24 protein-coding genes are annotated in these 18887 nt (G+C 71.4%); 15 read left to right on the top strand and 9 right to left on the bottom strand.

Annotated elements, in window-relative coordinates:
- From alr to NS354_RS08010, 3 genes are all read left to right on the top strand, one after another.
- Window positions 1-1071, top strand: a 1071-nt coding sequence (alr, locus tag NS354_RS08020; protein ID WP_082677978.1) for an alanine racemase, incomplete at its 5' end; no start/stop codon positions are given.
- Window positions 1072-1388: 317 nt separating this feature from the next.
- A complete protein-coding gene (locus NS354_RS08015; RefSeq protein WP_058594039.1) occupies window positions 1389-1856 on the top strand; it encodes a DoxX family protein in 468 nt (155 codons plus the stop codon).
- A gap of 341 nt (window positions 1857-2197) precedes the next feature.
- Entirely contained in the window at window positions 2198-3037 is an 840-nt protein-coding gene (locus NS354_RS08010; protein ID WP_058594038.1) for an aldo/keto reductase, read from the top strand.
- 40 nt (window positions 3038-3077) lie between these two features.
- Here the strand turns inward: NS354_RS08010 and NS354_RS08005 are convergent, their stop codons facing one another.
- Window positions 3078-3482 (bottom strand): winged helix-turn-helix transcriptional regulator, encoded by a 405-nt coding sequence (locus NS354_RS08005; protein WP_430735999.1) that lies wholly within the window; start codon window positions 3480-3482, stop codon window positions 3078-3080.
- A 162-nt stretch (window positions 3483-3644) separates the two neighbouring features.
- Here NS354_RS08005 and NS354_RS08000 point away from each other — a divergent pair, with 162 nt between their 5' ends.
- Window positions 3645-4514 (top strand): SDR family oxidoreductase, encoded by an 870-nt coding sequence (locus tag NS354_RS08000; protein WP_058594037.1) that lies wholly within the window; start codon window positions 3645-3647, stop codon window positions 4512-4514.
- Window positions 4515-4608: 94 nt separating this feature from the next.
- On the opposite strand, the gene NS354_RS07995 is transcribed toward NS354_RS08000, so the two are convergent.
- The 6 genes from NS354_RS07995 to NS354_RS07970 all read right to left on the bottom strand — a co-directional run bounded on the left by NS354_RS07995 (window position 4609) and on the right by NS354_RS07970 (window position 8561).
- Window positions 4609-5112: a CarD family transcriptional regulator gene (locus tag NS354_RS07995; protein WP_058594036.1), complete on the bottom strand. Its 504-nt coding sequence runs from the start codon at window positions 5110-5112 to the stop codon at window positions 4609-4611.
- Window positions 5113-5334: 222 nt separating this feature from the next.
- Window positions 5335-5898, bottom strand: coding sequence for a TspO/MBR family protein (locus tag NS354_RS07990; RefSeq protein WP_058594035.1), 564 nt, complete (start codon window positions 5896-5898; stop codon window positions 5335-5337).
- A 193-nt stretch (window positions 5899-6091) separates the two neighbouring features.
- Window positions 6092-6667 (bottom strand): DUF3618 domain-containing protein, encoded by a 576-nt coding sequence (locus NS354_RS07985; RefSeq protein WP_058594034.1) that lies wholly within the window; start codon window positions 6665-6667, stop codon window positions 6092-6094.
- Window positions 6664-7077 carry a phage holin family protein gene (locus NS354_RS07980; RefSeq protein ID WP_010155207.1) on the bottom strand — a complete coding sequence of 138 codons (414 nt, stop codon included), beginning with the start codon at window positions 7075-7077 and terminating at the stop codon, window positions 6664-6666. The genes NS354_RS07985 and NS354_RS07980 overlap by 4 nt, the downstream gene beginning before the upstream one ends.
- Window positions 7055-7930 carry a hypothetical protein gene (locus NS354_RS07975; RefSeq protein ID WP_153002152.1) on the bottom strand — a complete coding sequence of 292 codons (876 nt, stop codon included), beginning with the start codon at window positions 7928-7930 and terminating at the stop codon, window positions 7055-7057. The genes NS354_RS07980 and NS354_RS07975 overlap by 23 nt, the downstream gene beginning before the upstream one ends.
- Before the next feature lie 124 nt (window positions 7931-8054).
- Window positions 8055-8561: a metallophosphoesterase family protein gene (locus NS354_RS07970; RefSeq protein ID WP_058594032.1), complete on the bottom strand. Its 507-nt coding sequence runs from the start codon at window positions 8559-8561 to the stop codon at window positions 8055-8057.
- Between the two features lie 68 nt (window positions 8562-8629).
- Here NS354_RS07970 and NS354_RS07965 point away from each other — a divergent pair, with 68 nt between their 5' ends.
- From NS354_RS07965 to NS354_RS07955, 3 genes are read left to right on the top strand one after another with little or no spacing between them, the layout of a single operon-like run.
- The gene (locus NS354_RS07965) at window positions 8630-10474 is read left to right on the top strand and encodes a glycoside hydrolase family 15 protein (RefSeq protein WP_058594031.1); all 1845 of its coding nucleotides are present in this window, start codon (window positions 8630-8632) and stop codon (window positions 10472-10474) included.
- Window positions 10475-10526: 52 nt separating this feature from the next.
- Window positions 10527-11423, top strand: coding sequence for an SDR family oxidoreductase (locus tag NS354_RS07960; protein WP_058594030.1), 897 nt, complete (start codon window positions 10527-10529; stop codon window positions 11421-11423).
- Window positions 11420-12325, top strand: a complete 906-nt coding sequence (locus NS354_RS07955) for an SMP-30/gluconolactonase/LRE family protein (RefSeq protein WP_082677977.1) — start codon at window positions 11420-11422, stop codon at window positions 12323-12325. The genes NS354_RS07960 and NS354_RS07955 overlap by 4 nt, the downstream gene beginning before the upstream one ends.
- A gap of 42 nt (window positions 12326-12367) precedes the next feature.
- Here the strand turns inward: NS354_RS07955 and NS354_RS07950 are convergent, their stop codons facing one another.
- Window positions 12368-12727, bottom strand: coding sequence for a hypothetical protein (locus NS354_RS07950; protein WP_058594029.1), 360 nt, complete (start codon window positions 12725-12727; stop codon window positions 12368-12370).
- A 382-nt stretch (window positions 12728-13109) separates the two neighbouring features.
- Between NS354_RS07950 and NS354_RS07945 the strand changes: the two genes are divergently transcribed.
- The 5 genes from NS354_RS07945 to NS354_RS07925 are packed head-to-tail and all read left to right on the top strand — an operon-like array spanning window position 13110 to window position 16054.
- Window positions 13110-13439: a hypothetical protein gene (locus NS354_RS07945; protein ID WP_058594028.1), complete on the top strand. Its 330-nt coding sequence runs from the start codon at window positions 13110-13112 to the stop codon at window positions 13437-13439.
- 29 nt (window positions 13440-13468) lie between these two features.
- On the top strand, window positions 13469-13807 hold the full coding sequence (locus NS354_RS07940; protein ID WP_058594027.1) for a hypothetical protein: 339 nt from the start codon (window positions 13469-13471) through the stop codon (window positions 13805-13807).
- 45 nt (window positions 13808-13852) lie between these two features.
- Window positions 13853-14653: a nitroreductase family protein gene (locus NS354_RS07935; RefSeq protein ID WP_058594026.1), complete on the top strand. Its 801-nt coding sequence runs from the start codon at window positions 13853-13855 to the stop codon at window positions 14651-14653.
- Entirely contained in the window at window positions 14653-15516 is an 864-nt protein-coding gene (locus NS354_RS07930) for an alpha/beta hydrolase (protein ID WP_058594025.1), read from the top strand. Before NS354_RS07935 ends, NS354_RS07930 begins: the two co-directional genes overlap by 1 nt.
- Window positions 15503-16054 (top strand): DUF488 family protein, encoded by a 552-nt coding sequence (locus NS354_RS07925; RefSeq protein WP_058594024.1) that lies wholly within the window; start codon window positions 15503-15505, stop codon window positions 16052-16054. The genes NS354_RS07930 and NS354_RS07925 overlap by 14 nt, the downstream gene beginning before the upstream one ends.
- Here NS354_RS07925 and nhaA read toward each other — a convergent pair.
- Window positions 16039-17376, bottom strand: coding sequence for a Na+/H+ antiporter NhaA (gene nhaA, locus NS354_RS07920; protein ID WP_058594023.1), 1338 nt, complete (start codon window positions 17374-17376; stop codon window positions 16039-16041). The genes NS354_RS07925 and nhaA overlap by 16 nt on opposite strands.
- A gap of 71 nt (window positions 17377-17447) precedes the next feature.
- On the opposite strand from nhaA, the gene NS354_RS07915 reads away from it, so the two are divergent.
- From NS354_RS07915 to NS354_RS07905, 3 genes are all read left to right on the top strand, one after another.
- Complete coding sequence (locus tag NS354_RS07915; RefSeq protein ID WP_058594022.1) at window positions 17448-18242, top strand: SDR family NAD(P)-dependent oxidoreductase; 795 nt, start codon at window positions 17448-17450, stop codon at window positions 18240-18242.
- Between the two features lie 48 nt (window positions 18243-18290).
- Window positions 18291-18575, top strand: a complete 285-nt coding sequence (locus NS354_RS07910; RefSeq protein ID WP_058594021.1) for an ArsR/SmtB family transcription factor — start codon at window positions 18291-18293, stop codon at window positions 18573-18575.
- Between the two features lie 114 nt (window positions 18576-18689).
- On the top strand, window positions 18690-18845 hold the full coding sequence (locus NS354_RS07905) for a hypothetical protein (RefSeq protein WP_058594020.1): 156 nt from the start codon (window positions 18690-18692) through the stop codon (window positions 18843-18845).
- Window positions 18846-18887: the final 42 nt, after the last annotated feature.

Here is an 18887-nt window from a genome sequence, read left to right as displayed (position 1 = left end):
AACATCCGGGTGCTCTCCGCGCTCGCGCCGCAGTCCGAGCTCATGGCGGTCGTGAAGGCCGACGGATACGGGCACGGCGCCGTGCCCGTCGCGCACGCCGCCGTCGCCGCGGGCGCCGGCTCGCTGGGGGTCGCGACGATCCCCGAGGCCATCGCGCTGCGAGACGGAGGGGTCACCGCCCCGATCCTCGCCTGGTTGTCGACGAGCGGGTACGCTGCGGCGATCGCGCGCGACGTGCGCCTCGGCGTGAACTCGGAGCGTCAGCTCGCGGCGATCGCATCCGCCGCGCGCGAGGTCGGCCGGCCGGTCGAGGTGCACGTCAAGGTCGACACGGGGCTCAGCCGCAACGGCGTGGTCGAGGCCGAGCTGCCCGACGTGCTGCGTCAGCTCGGGCGGCTGCGCGCCGAGGGCGCGGTGCGCGTGCACGGGCTCTTCAGCCACCTCTCCCACGCCGATGTGCCCGAGCATCCGCAGAACAGCCTGCAGCTCGAGCGCCTGCTGGCGGCGCGCGCCGCGTTCGACCGGCACGGCATCCCGGTCGAGCAGATGCACCTCGGCAATTCGGGCACGGCGCTCGCCCGGCCCGACCTGCACCTCGACGCGCTGCGTCCCGGCCTCGCGATGTACGGATACACGCCGTTCGAGCAGCCCGATGCGTCGCTCGTCCCCGCCATGACGCTGCGGGCGCCGCTCGCCCTGATGAAGCGGGTGCGCGCCGGCGACGGGGTGTCGTACGGGCACACCTGGATCGCGGAGCGCGACACCACGCTCGGCCTCGTGCCGCTCGGGTACGCCGACGGCGTGCCGCGCATCATGTCGGGCAGGTTCGACGTGGCGATCGGCGATCGGCGCTACCCGAGCGTGGGGCGCGTCTGCATGGACCAGTTCGTCGTCGATCTCGGCCCCGACGCCGCCGGTGTCTCCGAGGGCGACGAGGTGGTGCTGTTCGGGCCGGCGCAGGGATGGCGCCCGAACGCGCGCGAGTGGGCGCACGCGGCCGGCACGATCCCCTGGGAGATCCTCACGAGCATCGGATCGCGGGTGCCCCGCAGCTACCTCCCCGCGCGCTGACGGCAGGCCCCGCGCGGCGGCCCGCTTTGCCCCGCCCGCACCGCTCCGCTCGGCCCCGCTCCGCTCCGCGCTCAGCTCCGCGCCTCCACCGTGCGAGCGGGGTCACTTGTCGTGCGTGTCATGCGCGCGACACGCACCGAAAGTGACCCCGCTCGCAGAATGGGCGGGGGCGGGCGCGGTCGGCGGAGGAGGGACCGGTCGGATACCAGATCGGCGGCGAGCGGTTCCGCAGAGTTCGCACTTCTTCAGCTTCGCGTTCGGGCGTGCTCCTAACCTGGCACCCGGTTCATCCACGACTGCGAAAGCGAGACCGCCTCATGCCACGCACCCGTGCTCCCCGTACTCACACCGCAGCGACGGCGACGCCCGCCGCGACCTCGTCGGGTCTGCTGATCATCCGCGTCGCGCTCGGCGCGGTCTTCCTCATGCACGGCGCCCAGAAGCTGTTCGAGTACACGATCCCGGGCACCGTCGCCTCGTTCGGCGAGATGGGCGCGCCGCTGCCCGAGATCACCGCGCCGCTCGTCGCCGTGCTCGAGTTCGCGGGCGGCGTCCTGCTCATTCTCGGGCTGCTCACGCGCGTGGTCGCGGCGCTGCTTGCCGTCGACATGGTGGTCGCCCTCGTGCTCGTGCACGCTGCTGCGGGATTCTGGGTCGCGGAGGGCGGTTGGGAGTTCGTCGCGGTGCTCGGAGCGAGTGCGCTCGGCCTCGCACTGACGGGCGCCGGATCGCTCTCCCTCGACCGACCGCTGCTCCGAGGCCGGGCGCCGGCCTGGCTCGCGTAGCGCTCCGCTCGCCCAGCGCCTCGCCTCGCCGCGCGTCGCCGTCCCGCTTCCCTCGCCCCGGCTCACCCTGGCTCAGCCTGGCTCACCCTGGCTCGCCCCGGCTCACCCCGCAGCGGGGTCGTTTGAGGAGTGTGTCGCTCCTCGACAGCAACGCGACACACTCTCGAAGTGACCCCGCTCGCAGAGGGTGCGGTGCGGTGCGGTGCGGTGCGGTGCGGTGTGGGGCGGTGCGCGGCGGTGGAGGGCGCGCGGTGCCGGGCGGTCGGGCGACGCCGGGCGCGACGGCACCGCCGCGGCCGTGATAGACAGGGATCCACGCAAGCGACCAATGGAGGAGCATCATGGCAGAGCACGCATCGTTCACCGCGCACAACGGATTCGCGCTGCCGCCGATCGGGCTGGGAACCTACCGGCTGAACGGCGACGCGGGCGCTGAGGCGATTGCCGCGGCGGTGCGCGCCGGCTATCGGCTGCTCGACACGGCGGTCAACTACGAGAACGAGGGGTCGGTCGGTCGAGGGGTGCGCCTCGCCGGCGACGCTGCGGAGGGCGTGATCGTCACGTCGAAGCTACCCGGTCGGCACCATGGAGCGCCGGATCATCGCACGAGCATCGAGGAGAGCCGTTCACGCCTCGGCGTCGACTCGATCGGCTTGCATCTGATCCACTGGCCGAACCCGTCGCAGGGGCAGTACGTCGACGCGTGGCAGGGGCTCGTCGACGCGCGCGAGCGGGGCGTGGTCGATCAGATCGGCGTCTCGAACTTCCTCCTCGATCATCTCGAGCGGATCGAGCGCGAGACCGGGGTGCGCCCCGTCGTGAACCAGTTGGAGGTGCACCCGTACTTCCCGCAGGTGGAGGCGGTCGAGGCGCATCGCGAGCTCGGCATCATCACGCAGGCGTGGAGCCCGATCGGGCGCGCGGGTGCGGTGCTGCAGGAGCCCGTGGTCCGGGAGCTGGCGGAGTCGCACGGGTGCACGCCGGTGCAGGTCGTGCTGGCCTGGCATATCGCCCGCGGAGTGGTGTCGATCCCGCGTTCGCAGCGGTGGGAGCGGCAGCGGGAGAATCTTGCGGCGGCCGAGGTGCGGCTCGACGACGCTGAGGTGGAGGCCATCACCGCGCTGGGGCGCCCCGATGGTCGTCTGTTCGATGCGGATCCCGCGACGCACGAGGAGATGTGATCGGTTCTGCCGTGATCCGCGCCGCGCGGGGCCCCTGCGATCAGTGTTGCTCGGCGGCGGCGGCGGTCGAGGCGATGGCCTGAGATCCCCGGGCTGGCGCGGACCCCGTTGGCGCGGACCCCGCGGGCGCGGACCCCGCTGGCGCGGCGACGGGGTCGCGGCCGACGATCTCGTCGGCGCGCACCGCGATCCACTCGATGAGCGGCAGCATGCGATCCATGAGCTCGCGGCCGCGCGCGGTGAGGCGGTATTCGACGTGGGGCGGCACGGTCGGCAGCGACTCGCGGTGCACGATGCCGTCGGCGACGAGTTGCCGCAGGGTGGAGGCGAGCATCTTCTCGCTGATGCCCTCGACCTCGCGGCGCAGTTCGCCCCATCGGTGCGTGCCGTCGGAGAGGGTGCAGAGCACCAGCACCCCCCATCGACTCATCACGTGATCGAGCACGACGCGTGTGGAGCAGTCTCGCGCGAATGCGCCGGTTTCGCGTAACTGCGCATAACTCACCATCAGGGAAGTACCTTACCGGAAAGTGGGTACCCGCGGCGGGGAATGCCGATGGCGAGCGGATCGCTGCACTCCCCGAAACCTCCGACGAAAGGACACCTCATGACTCTTCTCGTGACTGCAGCGAGCGGCGCCCTCGGGCATCTCGTGGTCGACGCTCTGCTGGCACGCGGCGTCGCCCCCGAGCAGATCGTCGCCGGCGCGCGCACTCCGGCGAAGGCCGCCGACCTCGCCGAACGGGGTGTCGCGGTTGTGCCGCTCGACTACGACGATGCGGCATCGGTCGAGGCGGCGTTCGCCGGCGTCGACCGTGTGCTGCTCATCTCGGGGAGCGAGGTCGGCAAGCGCGCCGCGCAGCATCAGACCGTGGTCGACGCGGCGGTGAGCGCGGGGGTCGAGCAGCTCGTCTACACGAGCCTCGCACAGGTGGAGCGCAGCTCGCTCGCGCTCGCCCCCGAGCACCTGGCGACCGAGCGCGCCATTGCGGCGTCCGGGCTTCCCGCGACGATTCTCCGCAACGACTGGTACGCCGAGAACTACGTCGCGAATCTCGATCAGGTGGCAGCGACGGGGGTGCTGCTGTCGGCGACGCGCGGGGGTCGAGTGGCCGCCGCCGCACGGGCTGACTACGCCGAGGCGGCTGCGGTGGCGCTCATCGGCGATGCGCACATCGGCAAGGTGTACGAGCTCGCGGGGCGCCCGCTCACGTACGACGACATCGCGGCGGCGATGGGTGAGGCGCTCGGGCGAACCGTGGTGCATCGCAACGTGTCGGAGGACGAGCTGCGTGCCGCGCTCGAGGGCGCCGGGCTCGACGCGGGCACCGTCGGCTTCCTCGCCGGTCTCGACGCGGGGATCGCGGAGGGCGACCTCGATGTCGACGATCCGACGCTCGCCGAGCTGATCGGCCGCGAGCCGACCCCGCTGGTCGACGTGCTGCGCGCTGCGCGGGGCGCGGCGACCGGAAGCTGACTCGGAAACGCGAAGCGGGCCGCGCACGAATGACGTGCGCGGCCCGCTTCGGCAGGTCGATGGCTCCGGCGACATCATCGCCGGAGCCGATCGCTCAGACCGTGATCTTCTCGCCCGCGAGGATGCGCTCGACCTCTTCGTACGCCTCGGTCTCCGAGATGCCGCGTGCGAGGGCGAACTCGGTGACGAGGATGCCGCTCGCGCGCTGGTACATGGCCTTCTCGCCGGTGGAGAGCTTCGCGCCCTGGCTGCGGCGCCACAGGTCGCGCACGACCTCTCCGACGCGGTGCACGCTGCCGGAGGCGAGCTTCTCGCCGTTGGCCTTGAAGCGGCGCGACCAGTTGCCCGGCTCCTCGGTGAACTCCTCCTGGAGGATCTGGATGAGCGACTCGATCCCGTCGCGGTCGATGAGCTCGCGCACGCCGATCTCGCTCAGCTGGTCGGCCGGGATCTGAATGGAGAGCTCGTTGAGCAGGGGCTGCAGCGTGAGCCACGTGCGCTCGACGCCGCCGATCTTCTTCACCTCGATCGCAGTGATCGTCACCGCACCGTGGTGCGGGTACACGAGGGTGTGTCCCACGACGTGAGACTGCTGCATAGTGATCTCCTCAGGCAATGTCGTGTGCCGACGCGTGGGCTGGATGCCGCACGGTCCGGACGAGCGCGAGGGGAGCGGACGCCGCCGCCAGCGGTCTGCTCACGCCCTCGAACTTGCACTTCATACTAATTTTAGCCGATTCCGGCCGATTTGCCCAATCGGAGGCAGTATGATGCCCCCGCATGCACGAGCGCGCACGCGGGGGTCGGCAGGCGGCGCACCTCAGTTCAGTGCGATGATGCCGATGTTGAGGGTGCTCGCGAAGCACAGCCACAGCAGGTAGGGCACCATCACCCAACTGGCGATCCGCGACCATTTCGCCGCCGACACGGCGAGCGCGACCACGACGACGATGAGGGCGACGATGACCACGGCGGCGATCCACCAGGCGGCGGCGCCGATCACCGGGTAGCCGGCGAAGAAGATCGGCGTCCACACTGCGTTCAGCACCATCTGCGTGACGAAGAGCGCGAGTGCTGAGCGCGCGGCGTTCGGCCCGCCCATGCGGAAGCCGGCGCGCCAGATGAGGAATCCCGCGAGCGCGATCAGCGCGTACAGCGCCGTCCACACGGGCCCGAAGACGGCGTTCGGCGGATCCCACGGAACCTTCTCGGCGTTCGCGTACCAGCCGTCGACGTTGCCGGTGGAGGCGAGCGAGCCGCCGAAGGCGACCGCGGCGACGATCAGGAGGAAGATGACGGCGGCGATCACCTGCCGCAGCGTCGTCGGGCCCTTCGCCCGTGCGACGACCTGCTCGTCCACATCCGTGTGCGTGCGCGTGTGCATCTGCGTGTCGCCCCTTCCGTGCGTCGGACAGCCGGCCGATACGGCCGATTGCACGCCACTCTGCCGTCTCCGCCGATCGGGCGCCAGGGGGTTGCGGGCGGAGCGGTGCCCGGAGACGGGAGAAGATCCGGCGCCGACGCCGGGCACGAGACTGCGTGCACGGTGTCCGCGCCGGATCTCCCGGCTCCGACGGCTACTGGCCGGAGATGCGGTCGCGCGCCTCCCCGGCCTGCGACTGCACGTCCTCCGACGCCGAGGTCGCCTCGCTCTTCACGTGGTCGACGGCCTCCGTCGCGCTCTCCTTCACGGCCTGCGCGGCCTCGGCGGCGGGATCCTGCAGGTTCGACGCGACCGACTTGGCCGCCGCGGTCGCCTCGTCGACGAGCGGCTGCGCCTCCTCGCGCAGCGTCTGCGAGAGCTCCTTCTCCTTCTCCGAGCTCGGGATCAGCGAGGCCGCGACCAGCCCGACGCCGAAGGCGATGAGCCCCACGGCGAGCGGGTTGCCCTCGGCCTTCGCCTTCACCGTGTGCGCAGCGTCGTGCGCGGCGTCACTCGCCCGCCCGGCGACATCGGAGGCCGATCCGCTCGCGTCGTCCGCCGCGCCCATCACGCGCTCCTTGAACGAGCCGAACTTGGAGCGCACCTTGTCCTTCTGGCGATCCACGATCTTGCCCGGCGTGACCTTGTCGACGAGGGCGTCGGTGTCGGCGCCCAGCGACCGGCGGGTGCGCTCGATCTCGGCGCGAATGGCATCGGGTGACTCGTTCATCGGTTCTCCTCATTTCTCTTGAGTGTCGGAATGAATTCCTGAAGGGTCTCCATCGTCTGCGGGGCGCCCTTCACCTTCTTCAGCTGCGCTTTGCCGACGACGAACAGCACGGCGGCGATGATCGCCCAGATGACGGCCACGATGAGGCCGGACCAGCCGCCGCCGACGAGTGTCGCCAGAGCGGCCCAGAGGGCGATGGAGAGGAAGAGCACGACCATGCTGCCGGCGTAGGCCGCGCCGCCGAGCATGCCCGCTCCGCGGCCGGTGTTCTTCGCCGATTCGCGCAGCTCCGCCTTGGCGAGCGCGAGCTCCTGGCGCATGAGCGTCGAGAGGTCTCCGGTCACCTCGCTCAGCAGGTCGCCGAGCGATTCATTGGCGGCGCGTTCTTCAGAGGGGGTTGGGTCGGCCATCTGCGCCTCCTCCCGTGATGTCGCCGTGGCGGGATCCGCCGGTCAGCCCGGGGTTCGCGCCAGGTGTCGAGCCGGGCGCCGAGCCGGGTGCCGAGCCGGGTGCGCCGGGCCCGACGCCGGGGAGCGGCGACTCGGGTGCGGCGGGCGCGGGCGGAGCCGGATGCCCGGTTGCGGGCGGGACCGGTGCGGGCGGGGCCGCGGGAGCCGCGACCGGAGCCGCGGGGCTCGAGGCCGGCGCAGGCGGCGTCGTCACGGGCGCCGCCGGCCGGGAGACCGGTGCGGCGGGGCTGGATCCCGCGGTCGAGGTGCCGGATCCGCTCGACTGCTGGTCGTGCGCGCTCGAGGCGAGGGCTCGGGTGAGCCGGCCGGCGACCACGCCTGCGACGGCGGCGATGCCGATGAAGGCCCCGGGTCGGCGGCGGGCGAACGACTTGACCTCGTCGAGCACCTCGCGGGGTTCCCGGCTCTCGAGCCAGTCGCCGATGCGGGCGACCTTCTCTGAGGTCTGACGGACGAGATCGGGGGCGACCCCGCCGCCCGAGGCGCTCGACGCCATCGCGTCGAGGTCGTCGCCCGCGCGCTGCAGCCCGGTCGCGAGGCGCGACTGCTGCTTGGAGGCCTCGTCGTTCAGCTCGCGGGTGGTCTGCGCGACGAGCTCGTGGAACTGCATCGACGCCTCTTCGACGACGTTGCCCGCCTCGTCCTTCGCGGTGTGGGCGACGTTGCTCGCGTTCTCCTGCACCGAGTGCGCGAGCGCTCCGGCCTCCTCCTTCGCGGTGTCGACCGTGCCGGACGATGGGGTGCGATTCGGATTCGCGTCGCCGCTCCCGAGGAGCTCATTCTCATGGGACATGTTCTCTCCTTCCACGCCGGATCGTTGCCGGTGTGACACCGTTTGTAGTCGAAGGGGTGCGGGAGGAAACGGGCCTTGCACGGTCGGCGATCATGTGCCACCCGCGCGGGGTGGTGGTATCGACTCAGGCGGTGCGGTCGACGGGGATCAGTTCGACGGAGAAGTCGTCTCCGGCGACCTCGGCGATCATCATCGTGCACTCCGGCTGGCGACGGCGATCGGTCGGGGAGCCCGGGTTGATGAGGCGCATGCCTGCGGGGGACACCGTGTCCCAGGGGATGTGCGAGTGCCCGAACACGAGCACGTCGGTGCCGGGGAAGGCGGCATCGGCGCGCCGCTCGCGCCCCGCGGCGGCGCCGGTCTCGTGCACGACCGCGATGTCGAGCTGCTCGACGCGCACGCGCGCGACCTCGGGGAGCCGGTCGCGCAGCTCGGGCCCGTCGTTGTTGCCCCGCACGCCGACGAGCCGGCGCGATCGGGCGTCGAGCAGGTCGAGCGTCGCCGTGTCGACCCAGTCGCCGGCGTGGATCACGAGATCGGCCTCGGCCGCCGCGGCGAGCACGGCGGAGGGCAGGCGCTTCGCCCGCTTCGGCAGGTGCGTGTCGGCGATGATGAGGAGGCGCGTCGTCATGCCACACTCATATCGCGGCGGGCGGGCACCACGCAAGGCACTGCCGGGATCCGGGGCCGCGTTCGACCATGGCTTCATGCAGTTCCGGATCGCGACCCTCGTGGCAGGCACCCGTGGCCCGCGCCGTTGAGTCGTACGCCCCGATCGGCGACGGCCGAACGGTGGCGCTGATCGGGGCGAACGGGCGCATCGACTGGCTCCCGCTGCCCAACCTCACGAACATTCCGGTGTTCGCGCACCTGCTCGACGACGACACGGGCGGCTCCTTCGCGCTGGCACCCGACCTGCCCGAGTCGCAGTACCGCGCCGAGCGCCGCTACGTGCCGAACACGAACGTGCTCGAGACGACGTTCACCACCGATGAGGGCGCCGTGCGCGTGACCGACGCGCTCGTCTCGGGCGTCGCGGGCCGGCTGCCGTGGGCGGAGCTCGCCCGCCGCATCGACGGCCTCTCGGGCACGGTGCCGATGCGCTGGGCCGTGCACCCCGGCACGTCGCTGCAGACGGCGGCGCCGTGGGTCGAGCGCACCGCGCACGGGCACGTGGTGCGCAGCGGCGCGACCGCCTTCACCGTCGTCGGCATGGAGCACGGCCCGGCCGATCCCGAGATCGACGGCGAGCGGGGCCCCGAGCTCACGGGATCGTTCTCGGCCCGCGCGGGATCGCGGCACCTCGTCGCGCTCGCCGCCACGCACGACGAGCCGCTGCACTTCCCCGCCCCCGAGAACGTCGACGCCGGCATCGACCGCACCGTCGAGAACTGGCGCCACTGGTCGCGCGTCTTCTCATATGACGGGCCCTATGCGGAGGCGATGCAGCGCAACGCGCTCGCGCTCAAGCTCCTCATCTACAGCCCCACGGGGGCGATCGCGGCGGCGGCGACCACCTCGCTGCCCGAGAACCCGGAAGGCGGCAAGAACTGGGACTACCGCCTCGCCTGGGTGCGCGATCTCGCGTACACCGCGCAGGCGCTCGTGCGGTTCGGGCTGCGCGAGGAGACTCAGGCCGCCCTCTCGTGGATGCTGCAGACGATCCGGAAGCGGGGGCCCGAGCTGCACGTCATGTACACCCTCGACGGAGAGCTCGTGCCCGAACCGCGCGCGTACCACGTGCCGGGGTGGCGCGGCATCGGTCCCGTCGTGTCGGGCAATCCTGCGAGCCGGCAGCTGCAGCTCGGGGTCTACGGCGACCTCATCGCGATCTGCCGCACGTACGTCGACGCCGGCAACGTGCTCGACCTCGACACCGCCCGCATGCTCGTCGGGGTCGCCGACCGCACCTGCGACCTGTGGCGCAATCCCGATTCGGGCATGTGGGAGCTCGGCACGGACCGGCACTACATCTCGTCGAAGATGGGCTGCTGGAAGGCGCTCGACGACGCCGCGGCGCTCGCGGAGGCGGGATCGATCCCCGGATCCGCCGAGCGCTGGCGGGCCGAGCGCGACCGCATCCGTCAGTGGATCGACGCGCACGGGTGGTCGGAGGAGCGCCGCTCCTACCTCTTCTACGCGGGCGGCGACGAGCTCGACGCCTCCGTACTGCTGCACGCCCCGACCGGCTTCGACCGCGGCGAGCGCATGTCGGCCACGATCGACGCGCTCTCCGACGAGCTCGGCGCGGGCCCCCTGCTGTACCGCTACAGCGGCTCCGAGCGGGAGGAGCACACGTTCGTGGCGTGCGCCTTCTGGCGCGCCGAGGCGCTCGCCTGCGTCGGCCGCCACGAGGAGGCGCTGGAGCTGATGGACGCCCTGGTCGGCCACGCGAACGACGTCGGCGTCTACGCCGAGATGATCGACGCCGCGACCGGATCCGCCTGGGGCAACACCCCGCAGGCGCTCAGCCATCTCGCGTTCCTCGGCGCCGCGATGACGATTCGCGACGTCGTACCCGCAGACCTGCTCGACGGCCGCTGACGGCCGGCGCGCGCACCAGACCCCAACAGGAATACGAGTGAGAGGACACACCATGTCACGCGACCAGTACACCTTCGTCAACCCTGCCGAGCTCTACGCCGACATCAAGCCGGAGAAGCAGCACATGCCCGAACCCGGGCTCGACGCGGATCTCACCCCGAAGGCCGATCTCGGCGAGGAGAGCTACCGCGGCACCGGCAGGCTCGCGGGCCGCAAGGCGCTCATCACCGGCGGCGACTCGGGCATCGGGGCCGCCACCGCCATCGCGTTCGCGCGCGAGGGGGCCGACGTCGCGATCTCCTACCTGCCCGAGGAGGAGACCGACGCGGAGCGGATCGCCGGCATCCTGCGCGAGGCGGGCGTCACCGTCGCGAAGCTCCCCGGCGATCTGCGCGACGCGGCCTACTGCCGCTCGCTGGTCGACGACGCCGTGTCGCAGCTCGGGGGCCTCGACATCGTCGTGAACAACGGCGGCAAGCAGGTCTACCAGGAGTCGCTGACCGACCTCACCGACGAGCAGTTCGACGACACGTTCAAGACGAACGTGTACGCGATGTTCTGGATCACGAAGGCCGCGCTCCCGCACCTCGCACCGGGCTCGGCGATCATCAACACCACGTCGATCCAGGCGTACTCGCCCGCGGCGATCCTCGTCGACTACGCATCGACGAAGGCGACGATCAACGCGTTCACCAAGGGGCTCGCCGCGCAGCTCGCCCCGCAGGGCATCCGGGTGAACGCCGTCGCCCCGGGACCGATCTGGACGCCGCTGCAGCCGAGCGACGGCCAGCCGCAGGAGAAGATCGAGGAGTTCGGCGCCGAGACCCCGCTCGGGCGCATGGGCCAGCCCGCCGAGCTGGCGCCCGCCTACGTCTTCCTGGCGTCGGCGGAGTCGAGCTACGTGGCGGGCGAGACCCTCAACGTCAACGGCGGCATGCCGACCCCGTGAGCGTGGATCGCGAGATGCGCCTGTTCCGCTCGACCCCAGGGATCCTCGTCGAGAGCATCTGGTGGGACGCGCGCACGGAAGAGGTGGTGTGGGTCGACATCGTCGCGGGGCTGCTGCACCGCGGACGGCTCGACGGAGCGGCGGACGGCAGTGAGGATCGCGTGGTCCACCTGCCCCCGCCGCTCTCGGCGGTGCAGCCCGCTGAGGTGCCGGGTGCTGCGGGCGGGTACGTCGCCGCACTCGAGGATTCCGTGGTGCTGCTCGACGCCTCCGGCGCGATCGTGGACGAGGTGGCGCGCCTGCGGCACCGCCGCGCCGGCATGCGCCTGAACGAGGGCAAGGTGGACCCCTACGGGCGGTTCGTGGTGGGCGGCCTGAGCGTGATCGGCGACACGCCCGACGCCGATCTGTGGTCGGTGACGCCGGACGGCGAGACGACGGTGCTGCGCGGAGGCTTCGGCATCACGAACGGGATGGAGTGGTCGGACGACGGGCGCACGATGTACGTGACCGACACGTCGACGTCGACCGTCTACCGGGGCGAGTACGGCCCGGAGGGGCTGCTCGGCGAACTCGAGCCGTTCGTCTCCGGCCGCGCGAGCGACGGCCTGGCGCTGGCGGCGGACGGGACGTTCTGGAACGGTCTGTACGGCGAGAGCGCGGTGGCCCGGTGGTCGGGCGCGGGAGCGCTGCTGGAGGAGATCGCGGTGCCGGTGCCCAACGTGACGTCCGTCGCGTTCGCGGGGCCCGAGCTCGATCGCGTGCTCGTGGGCACTGCCCGGGAGAACCTCACCGAGGAGCAGTTGCGGGAGGCGCCGGAATCGGGGGCGATCTACGTGTGCGACGGGGGAGTGCGGGGCCGGCCGGTGCACACGTTCGGATCGGCTCACTCGGGCGGCTGAGCGCTCGCGGGGCCGGCTCGGCCGGGCGGTCCGCGACCCGGGTCAGCTCCGGTCGAATCCGTCGAGCTCGAAGTCCCAGCCGGTGGCCTGCATCTCCTCGTCGAGGAGCGGGCCGCCGGTGATGGGCTGCGGGTAGCTCGGGTGCGTGCGCAGTTCGTCGGCCTGCTGCGAGAAGTCGGGCTGCTCGTCGCGATCCCAGTCGAGGGGCAGCGAGAGCACGTCGTTGCCGACGCCGATGACGAGATCGGCGGTGCCGACGTGGTCGTGGTCCTCCGTGACGATCGGGATCCGCACCGCCTCCGCGCGTCCGTTCTTCGCGACGGCGGCCGTGAGTTTGACCAGCGCCTCGGCGACGTCGTCCGTAGTGGTGACGGTTTCTCCGGCGTAGGTGATCGTTCTCATGCAGCAACATTCGCACGCGACTGCTCAGAATGTGAGACGGTTGCGTTTTTCGGGGATCGCCGGGTATACGCGGGCGCGCCGCCCGCCTGCGGCCGCCGGTGCGCGGCGCCCGCCTGCGGCCGCCGGTGCGCGGCGCCCGCGCCCGCCCGGCGCCGCCCGGGGCGGCTTCCACACGCGCGAAACCGAGGGTCTGCGCCGAGTGCGAGGGAATCGGGCGGTCAGAAAGCCTCGCTCTCGCGCGAAGCCCTCACTCTCGCGCGGAGCCCGTGCGCACGAGCACCGCACGAGCACCGCACGAGCGTGCGCGAGCGCGCGCGAACCCGCGCGAACGCCCGCTCGCCGAAGTCTGCCCGAATCCGGGCGTATGTGCCATGCTGCTTGCATGGGTTTTCTCATTCATGGCGGAAATGATTACGAGTTCGAGGATCGGGTGCTCACCCACTTGAAGACGGTGATCGGGCAGAAGCTGACCAAGCAGGAGAGCTTCTTCCTCAGCTGGACCCGCACCCCCGAGCAGGGCAGCGGCCGGGTGTCGGTATGGCTGTCGCCCTACGTGACGGTCGCGTTCCGGTTCTCGGGGAGCACGCGGGCGGAGCTCAACCTGACGTGGTTGAAGGCCTTGAACGCGCTGTCGAACACCCCGCGCGGGCTGATCGTGATCAGCGAGGAAGAGGCCGAGGCGTACGCGAAGAACAACCCAGACCTGGTCTGACGGCGCCGGCCGCGAGCGGGGGAGGGCGCATGATCGCAGAGTTGCCGTGGACCGTCCTCGCCGGTCTCGCGTACGCCGCGAACGTCGGCATCGGCACGGCGAGCCTCCGCGGCCGCCGGGTGCCGCGAGCGTGGCACGGCCGAGTGTTCCTCGTGGCGCTCGCCCTGACCGCGATCGCGGCGGCCACGTCGTTCCCCGACCACCCCGCTCGCGGCGCCGCGCTGATCGTCGCGCTGGTGCCGCTCGCGGCGCTGCCGTTCTTCGGGAGGCCCGTGCGGCGGAGCCCGAGCACCCACATCATCATCGGCCTCGTGGCGGCGCCGTGCTTCGCGATCGCGCTGCTGCTGTGGGCGGCGGCGGTCTTCTGACCGGGGTCCGCGCCGGGTGTCCGCAGGAGTGAGAGGAAGGCGAGCATGGAGTTTCGCGATGTGCTGTTCAACCGGAGAACGACGAACGGGCCGTTCCTCCCCGATCCGGTGTCGGAGGAGCACCAGCGGCTGCTCATCGCCGCGGCCGCCTCGGCGCCGTCGCAGTTCAACAGCCAGCCCTGGCGCTTCGTGGTGATCGAGGATCGCGACACGATCGAGACGATCGCCCGGGTGAGCGGCGAATCGATGACCGCCGTCATCGGCGAGGGGTCGTTCTTCACGCGCTACAAGCGCCATTTCAGGTTCAGCGCGGAGGAGATGGCGGAGCACCGCTCCGGCATGTACTTCGACAAGCTGCCCGCGCCCCTCCGCCCCTTCACGCGCGCCGTGTTCTCGGCGTCCGGGCTCGCGATGATGCGCATGCTCAGGGTGCCGCAGACGCTCGGCGAGGAGAACCGCAAGTTGGTGGCGGGATCGCCGCTGATCTTCGGCGTGATGCTCGACCGCGAGGAGCGCGGCGCGCATCCGCTCGCCGACTTCTACTGCCAGTTCAGCATGGGCGCCGCGGTGGAGAACATCTGGTTGACGACGGTGGAGCTCGGAATGGGCATCCAGTTCATCTCCTTCCCGATGGAGGCGCCGGAGCAGTGGGCGCGGCTCTCGAAGCTGCTCGACGTTCCCGACCATCTGGAGCTGATGGCGCTCTACCGGCTCGGGTACGTGCCGCAGGATCAGCGGCGGCCGAAGATCGACTGGTCGAGTCGCGAGCGCCGCCCGCCGTCGCAGTTCGTGTATCGCGAGTCGTGCCGCACGCCGCAGCAGGGCTGGGACGAGGAGACGCCCTGATGGAGCGGGTGGAGCGGGAGGCGCGGGTCGCGGAGCGGGAGCGCGGGCGTGAGCGCGGGCGGGTGCGGCCGCTCCGCGTGCTGGGCATCGCCGGAGCGGTGATCGCGGGTGCGCTGGTGGTCGCGGTCGCGGCGTTCGTGATCTGGGCGAATGCGACGTATGCGGCGCAGCCCGAAGCGCTCGGCGAGGTCGAGCAGGACGACCGGGTGGTGCTGGCCGAGCGCGACGGCGCGGTCGTGCTGACGCCGGCGGGCGGAGCGGGGGAGCACGGGCTCGTCTTCTTCGCGGGGGCGAAGGTGGAGCCCGAGGCGTACGCGGCGACCTTCCGGGAGACCGCGGCGCAGGGGCGCACGGTCGTCATCGTGCAGTCGTTCCTGAACCTGCCGCTGCTCGAGACGCGCCCGCTGAGCGAGTTCACGGATCTCGCTCCCGAGGTCGACGCGTGGGCGGTCGGCGGGCACAGCATGGGGGGCGTGCAGGCGTGCCGCGTCGCCGACGCCGAGCCCGAGGCGGTGCACGCGCTCGTGCTGTTCGCCTCGTACTGCGCGGACGACGCGCTCGCGCAGCGCGACGACCTCGCGGTGCTGTCGCTGTCGGCGACGAACGACGGCCTCGCGACGCCCGAGAAGATCGAGGCGTCGCGCGACGATCTGCCGGAGGGCGCGGTGTTCGAAGCGATCGAGGGTGCGGTGCACGCGCAGTTCGGCGCGTATGGGGAGCAGTCGGGCGATGGCGCGCCGACGGTGTCGGACGAGCGGGCGCGCGACGAGATCACCATGGCCCTCGAGGGCTTCTTCGCGCTCGCGTCGAATGACGACGAGGACGAGGTCGGGGAGGAGGCGGCCGCCGGTGCCCGTCGATGATGCGCGCCCGCAGGTGCTGACCGTCGGCCATTCGACCCACTCGATCGAGCGGTTCGTCGAGCTGCTCCGCGAGGCGGGGGCGGGGCGCGTCATCGACATCCGGAAGCTGCCGGGCTCGCGCCGATTTCCTCAGTTCGACGCCGATGCTCTCGCCGATTCGCTGCGCGATGCGGGCATCGGGTACGACCGGGAGGAGCGCCTGGGCGGGCTGCGCTCGGCGTCGACGGCCGCCGACCCCGAGGCGAACGGCCTCTGGCGCAATGCGAGCTTCCATCGGTACGCCGACTACGCCATGACGAGCGACTTCCGCGACGGTCTGCGGCGCGTGCGCGAGCTCGCGAGCGTCGACGCGCCTCCGGCGCTGATGTGCGCCGAGGCCGTCTGGTGGCGCTGCCACCGGAGGATCGTCGCGGATCACCTCATCGCGCAGGGCGTGCGGGTGGCGCATCTCATGCCCGACGGCCGGGTGCAGCCCGCCGGCCTGACGCCGGGCGCCCGCGTGACGGGCGACGGGACGGTCGGCTACCCCGCCGACTGATACACGTCGGGGATGCCGTCGTCGTCGGCGTCGACGGCGTCGCGCAGCGCGATGCGCCGGTAGCGGCGGTTGCGCGAGCCGAGGAGCAGGGAGGCGAGCACGGCGGCGATGACGGATGCGCTGAGGATCGCGACCTTCGCGATGTCGTGCTCGGGGGCTTCGGGCGCGAAGGTGAGCTCGGCGACGAGCAGCGACACGGTGAAGCCGATGCCGGCGAGCAGGCCGACGCCGACCATGTCGATCCAGCGCAGTTCGGGGTCGAGCCGGGCGCGCAGCACCTTCGTGGTCAGCCAGGTCGAGGCGAGGATGCCGATCGGCTTGCCCACCACGAGCGCGATGATGATCGCGTAGGTGAGCGGATGCGTGAACGCCTCCCGCAGCCCGTCCATTCCGCCGAGGGGCACGCCGGCGGCGAGGAACGCGAAGACGGGAACCGCGAACCCGGCGGAGATCGGCCGGAACCGGTGCTCGAACTCCTCGGCGAGCCCGGGTGCGCCGGCGGCCTCGTCGCGGACGCTCTTCCGGTGCAGCACGGGGATCGCGAAGCCGAGGAGCACGCCCGCGATCGTCGCGTGGATGCCCGAGGCGTGCATCAGCGCCCAGGCGATCGCGCCGACCGGGAGCAGGATGCACCATGCGGCGGCGGCGCGGCGGCTGAAGAACCGGCGGAACCGCTGCGCGACGACGGCGTAGAGCGCGATGACGGCGAGTGCGAGCAGGAGCGGGACGATCTCGATGCGCTCGGTGTAGAAGATCGCGATGATGCTGATCGCGAGCAGGTCGTCCACGACGGCGAGGGTGAGGAGGAAGATGCGCAGCGCGGGCGGCAGGTGGGAGCCGATGATGGCGAGCACGGCGACGGCGAAGGCGATGTCGGTGGCGGTCGGGATCGCCCACCCGTGGTGCAGCTCGGGCCGCTGTGCGGCGACCGCGGTGTAGATGAGCGCCGGCACGAGCACGCCGCCGGCTGCGGCGGTGATGGGGACGATGGCGGAGCGGAAGCTCCGCAGGTCGCCCTCGACGAATTCGCGTTTGAGTTCGAGCCCGACGAGGAAGAAGAAGATCGCGAGCAGGCCGTCCGAGGCCCAGGTGCCGAGGCTCAGCCTGAGATGCCAGGGCTCGTACCCGAACTCGAAGTCGCGCAGCGCCGCGTAGGCGTCGGCCCAGGGCGAGTTCGCCCAGATGATCGCGATGATCGCGGCGCCGACGAGCAGCATGCCGCCGACGGTCTCCTTGCGCAGCAGCGCGGTGATGCGGCCGGCTTCGCGGTAGCTCCCGTATGCGGGGAAGGTCGGCTCGTGCTGTCCGGGTAAATGCGCCATGATGAGTCTCCATACTATTCTGCGAGCGGTGCGGCTGCAGGGCCCCCGCTCGCCGCGAAGCAGGAGGCCGCATGCCCATCGTCGACGAGTCAGGATCCCGGGTCGCGCTGGTCACGGGTGCCGGGAGTGAGACCGGGATCGGGTTCGCCGCCGCTCGCGCACTGGCGGAGGCGGGGTACCGCCTCGGCATCGCCGCGACGTCGGCCCGCATCGAGGAGCGCGCGGCCGAGCTCCGCCGCGGGGGTTGCGAGGTGGTGACGGTGGTGGCCGACCTCACCGACGCCGCCGAGGCGGATCGCGCGGTCGCCGTCGTGGTCGAGGCGTTCGGGCGGCTCGACGTGCTGGTCAACAACGCCGGGATGACGTCGGTCGGCGATCCCGAGCAGCCGGCCGGCATCGGCGAGATCTCGAACGATCAGTGGGGATCGGCGCTGCGCCGCAACCTCGACACCATGCTCTTCGTGACGCGCGCGGCGACGCCGGCGCTGGTGGAGAGCGGCGCGGGGCGCATCGTCAACGTCTCGTCGCTCTCAGGGCCGATCACCGCCTACGCGGGCGATGTCGCCTACCATGCGGCGAAGGCGGGCGCGGTCGGGCTCACGCGGGCGGCGGCGGTGGATCTCGCTGAGCACGGGGTCACGGTGAACGCGGTGGCGCCGGGGTGGATCGCGACGGGTTCGTCGACGCCGCACGAGCTGCGCATGGGCGATGCGACGCCGGTGGGCCGCTCGGGGCGTCCCGAGGAGGTGGCGAGCGCGATCGCGTGGCTCGCGCGACCCGATGCGTCGTATGTGACGGGCCAGGTGATCGTCGTCGACGGGGGCAATTCGATCATGGAGGATCGGGGCGCGGTGATTCTCGAGTGAGAGTGCGGGCCCCGTTCGCGATCGATGCGCATGTGCTTATATGTGCGTATGACCGAAGACCTCGAAGCCGCTGCGGAGTTGTTCAAGGCGCTGTCATCGGCGTCCCGTCTGCGCCTGCTCACGATGCTCACGGAGGCCCCGGCGACAGTGGGCCGGCTCGCGGAGGCGAGCTCCCTCTCTCAGCCTCTGGTGTCGCAGCACCTGCGAACGCTGCGTGCTGCGGGCCTCGTCTCGGTGCAGCGCGAGGGGCGCGAGGCGCGGTACGAGATCGCCGATCTGCACGTCGCCCACATCGTCGCCGACGCCGTGCAGCATGCGCTCGAATCCGCGTGAGAACCATTCCCATCAAGTGCACATATTGCAATTTGTTTATACGTGTGGTCGACTGGTGACGTTCGCGCCGCGAACGATTGCAGGTATCTGACGAGACGAATCGAGAGGGGCACCATGAGCGCCACCGACACCCACGCGGAGCACACCGTCGCCGAGCACGAGCACGGCACCGACTGCGGTCACGAGACCGTGCAGCACGGGGATCACGTCGACTACGTGCATGACGGGCACAAGCACGCCGTGCACGACGACCACTACGACGAGCACTAGGAGCGGCGCCGACGCGCCGATCGACGCACTGAGGGCCAGCGG

The organism is Leucobacter chromiiresistens, assembly GCF_001477055.1.
GTDB classification, from domain to species: domain Bacteria; phylum Actinomycetota; class Actinomycetes; order Actinomycetales; family Microbacteriaceae; genus Leucobacter; species Leucobacter chromiiresistens_A.
Note: the sequence above shows the minus strand (reverse complement) of the source record. Positions and strands in the feature narration are given on the sequence as shown.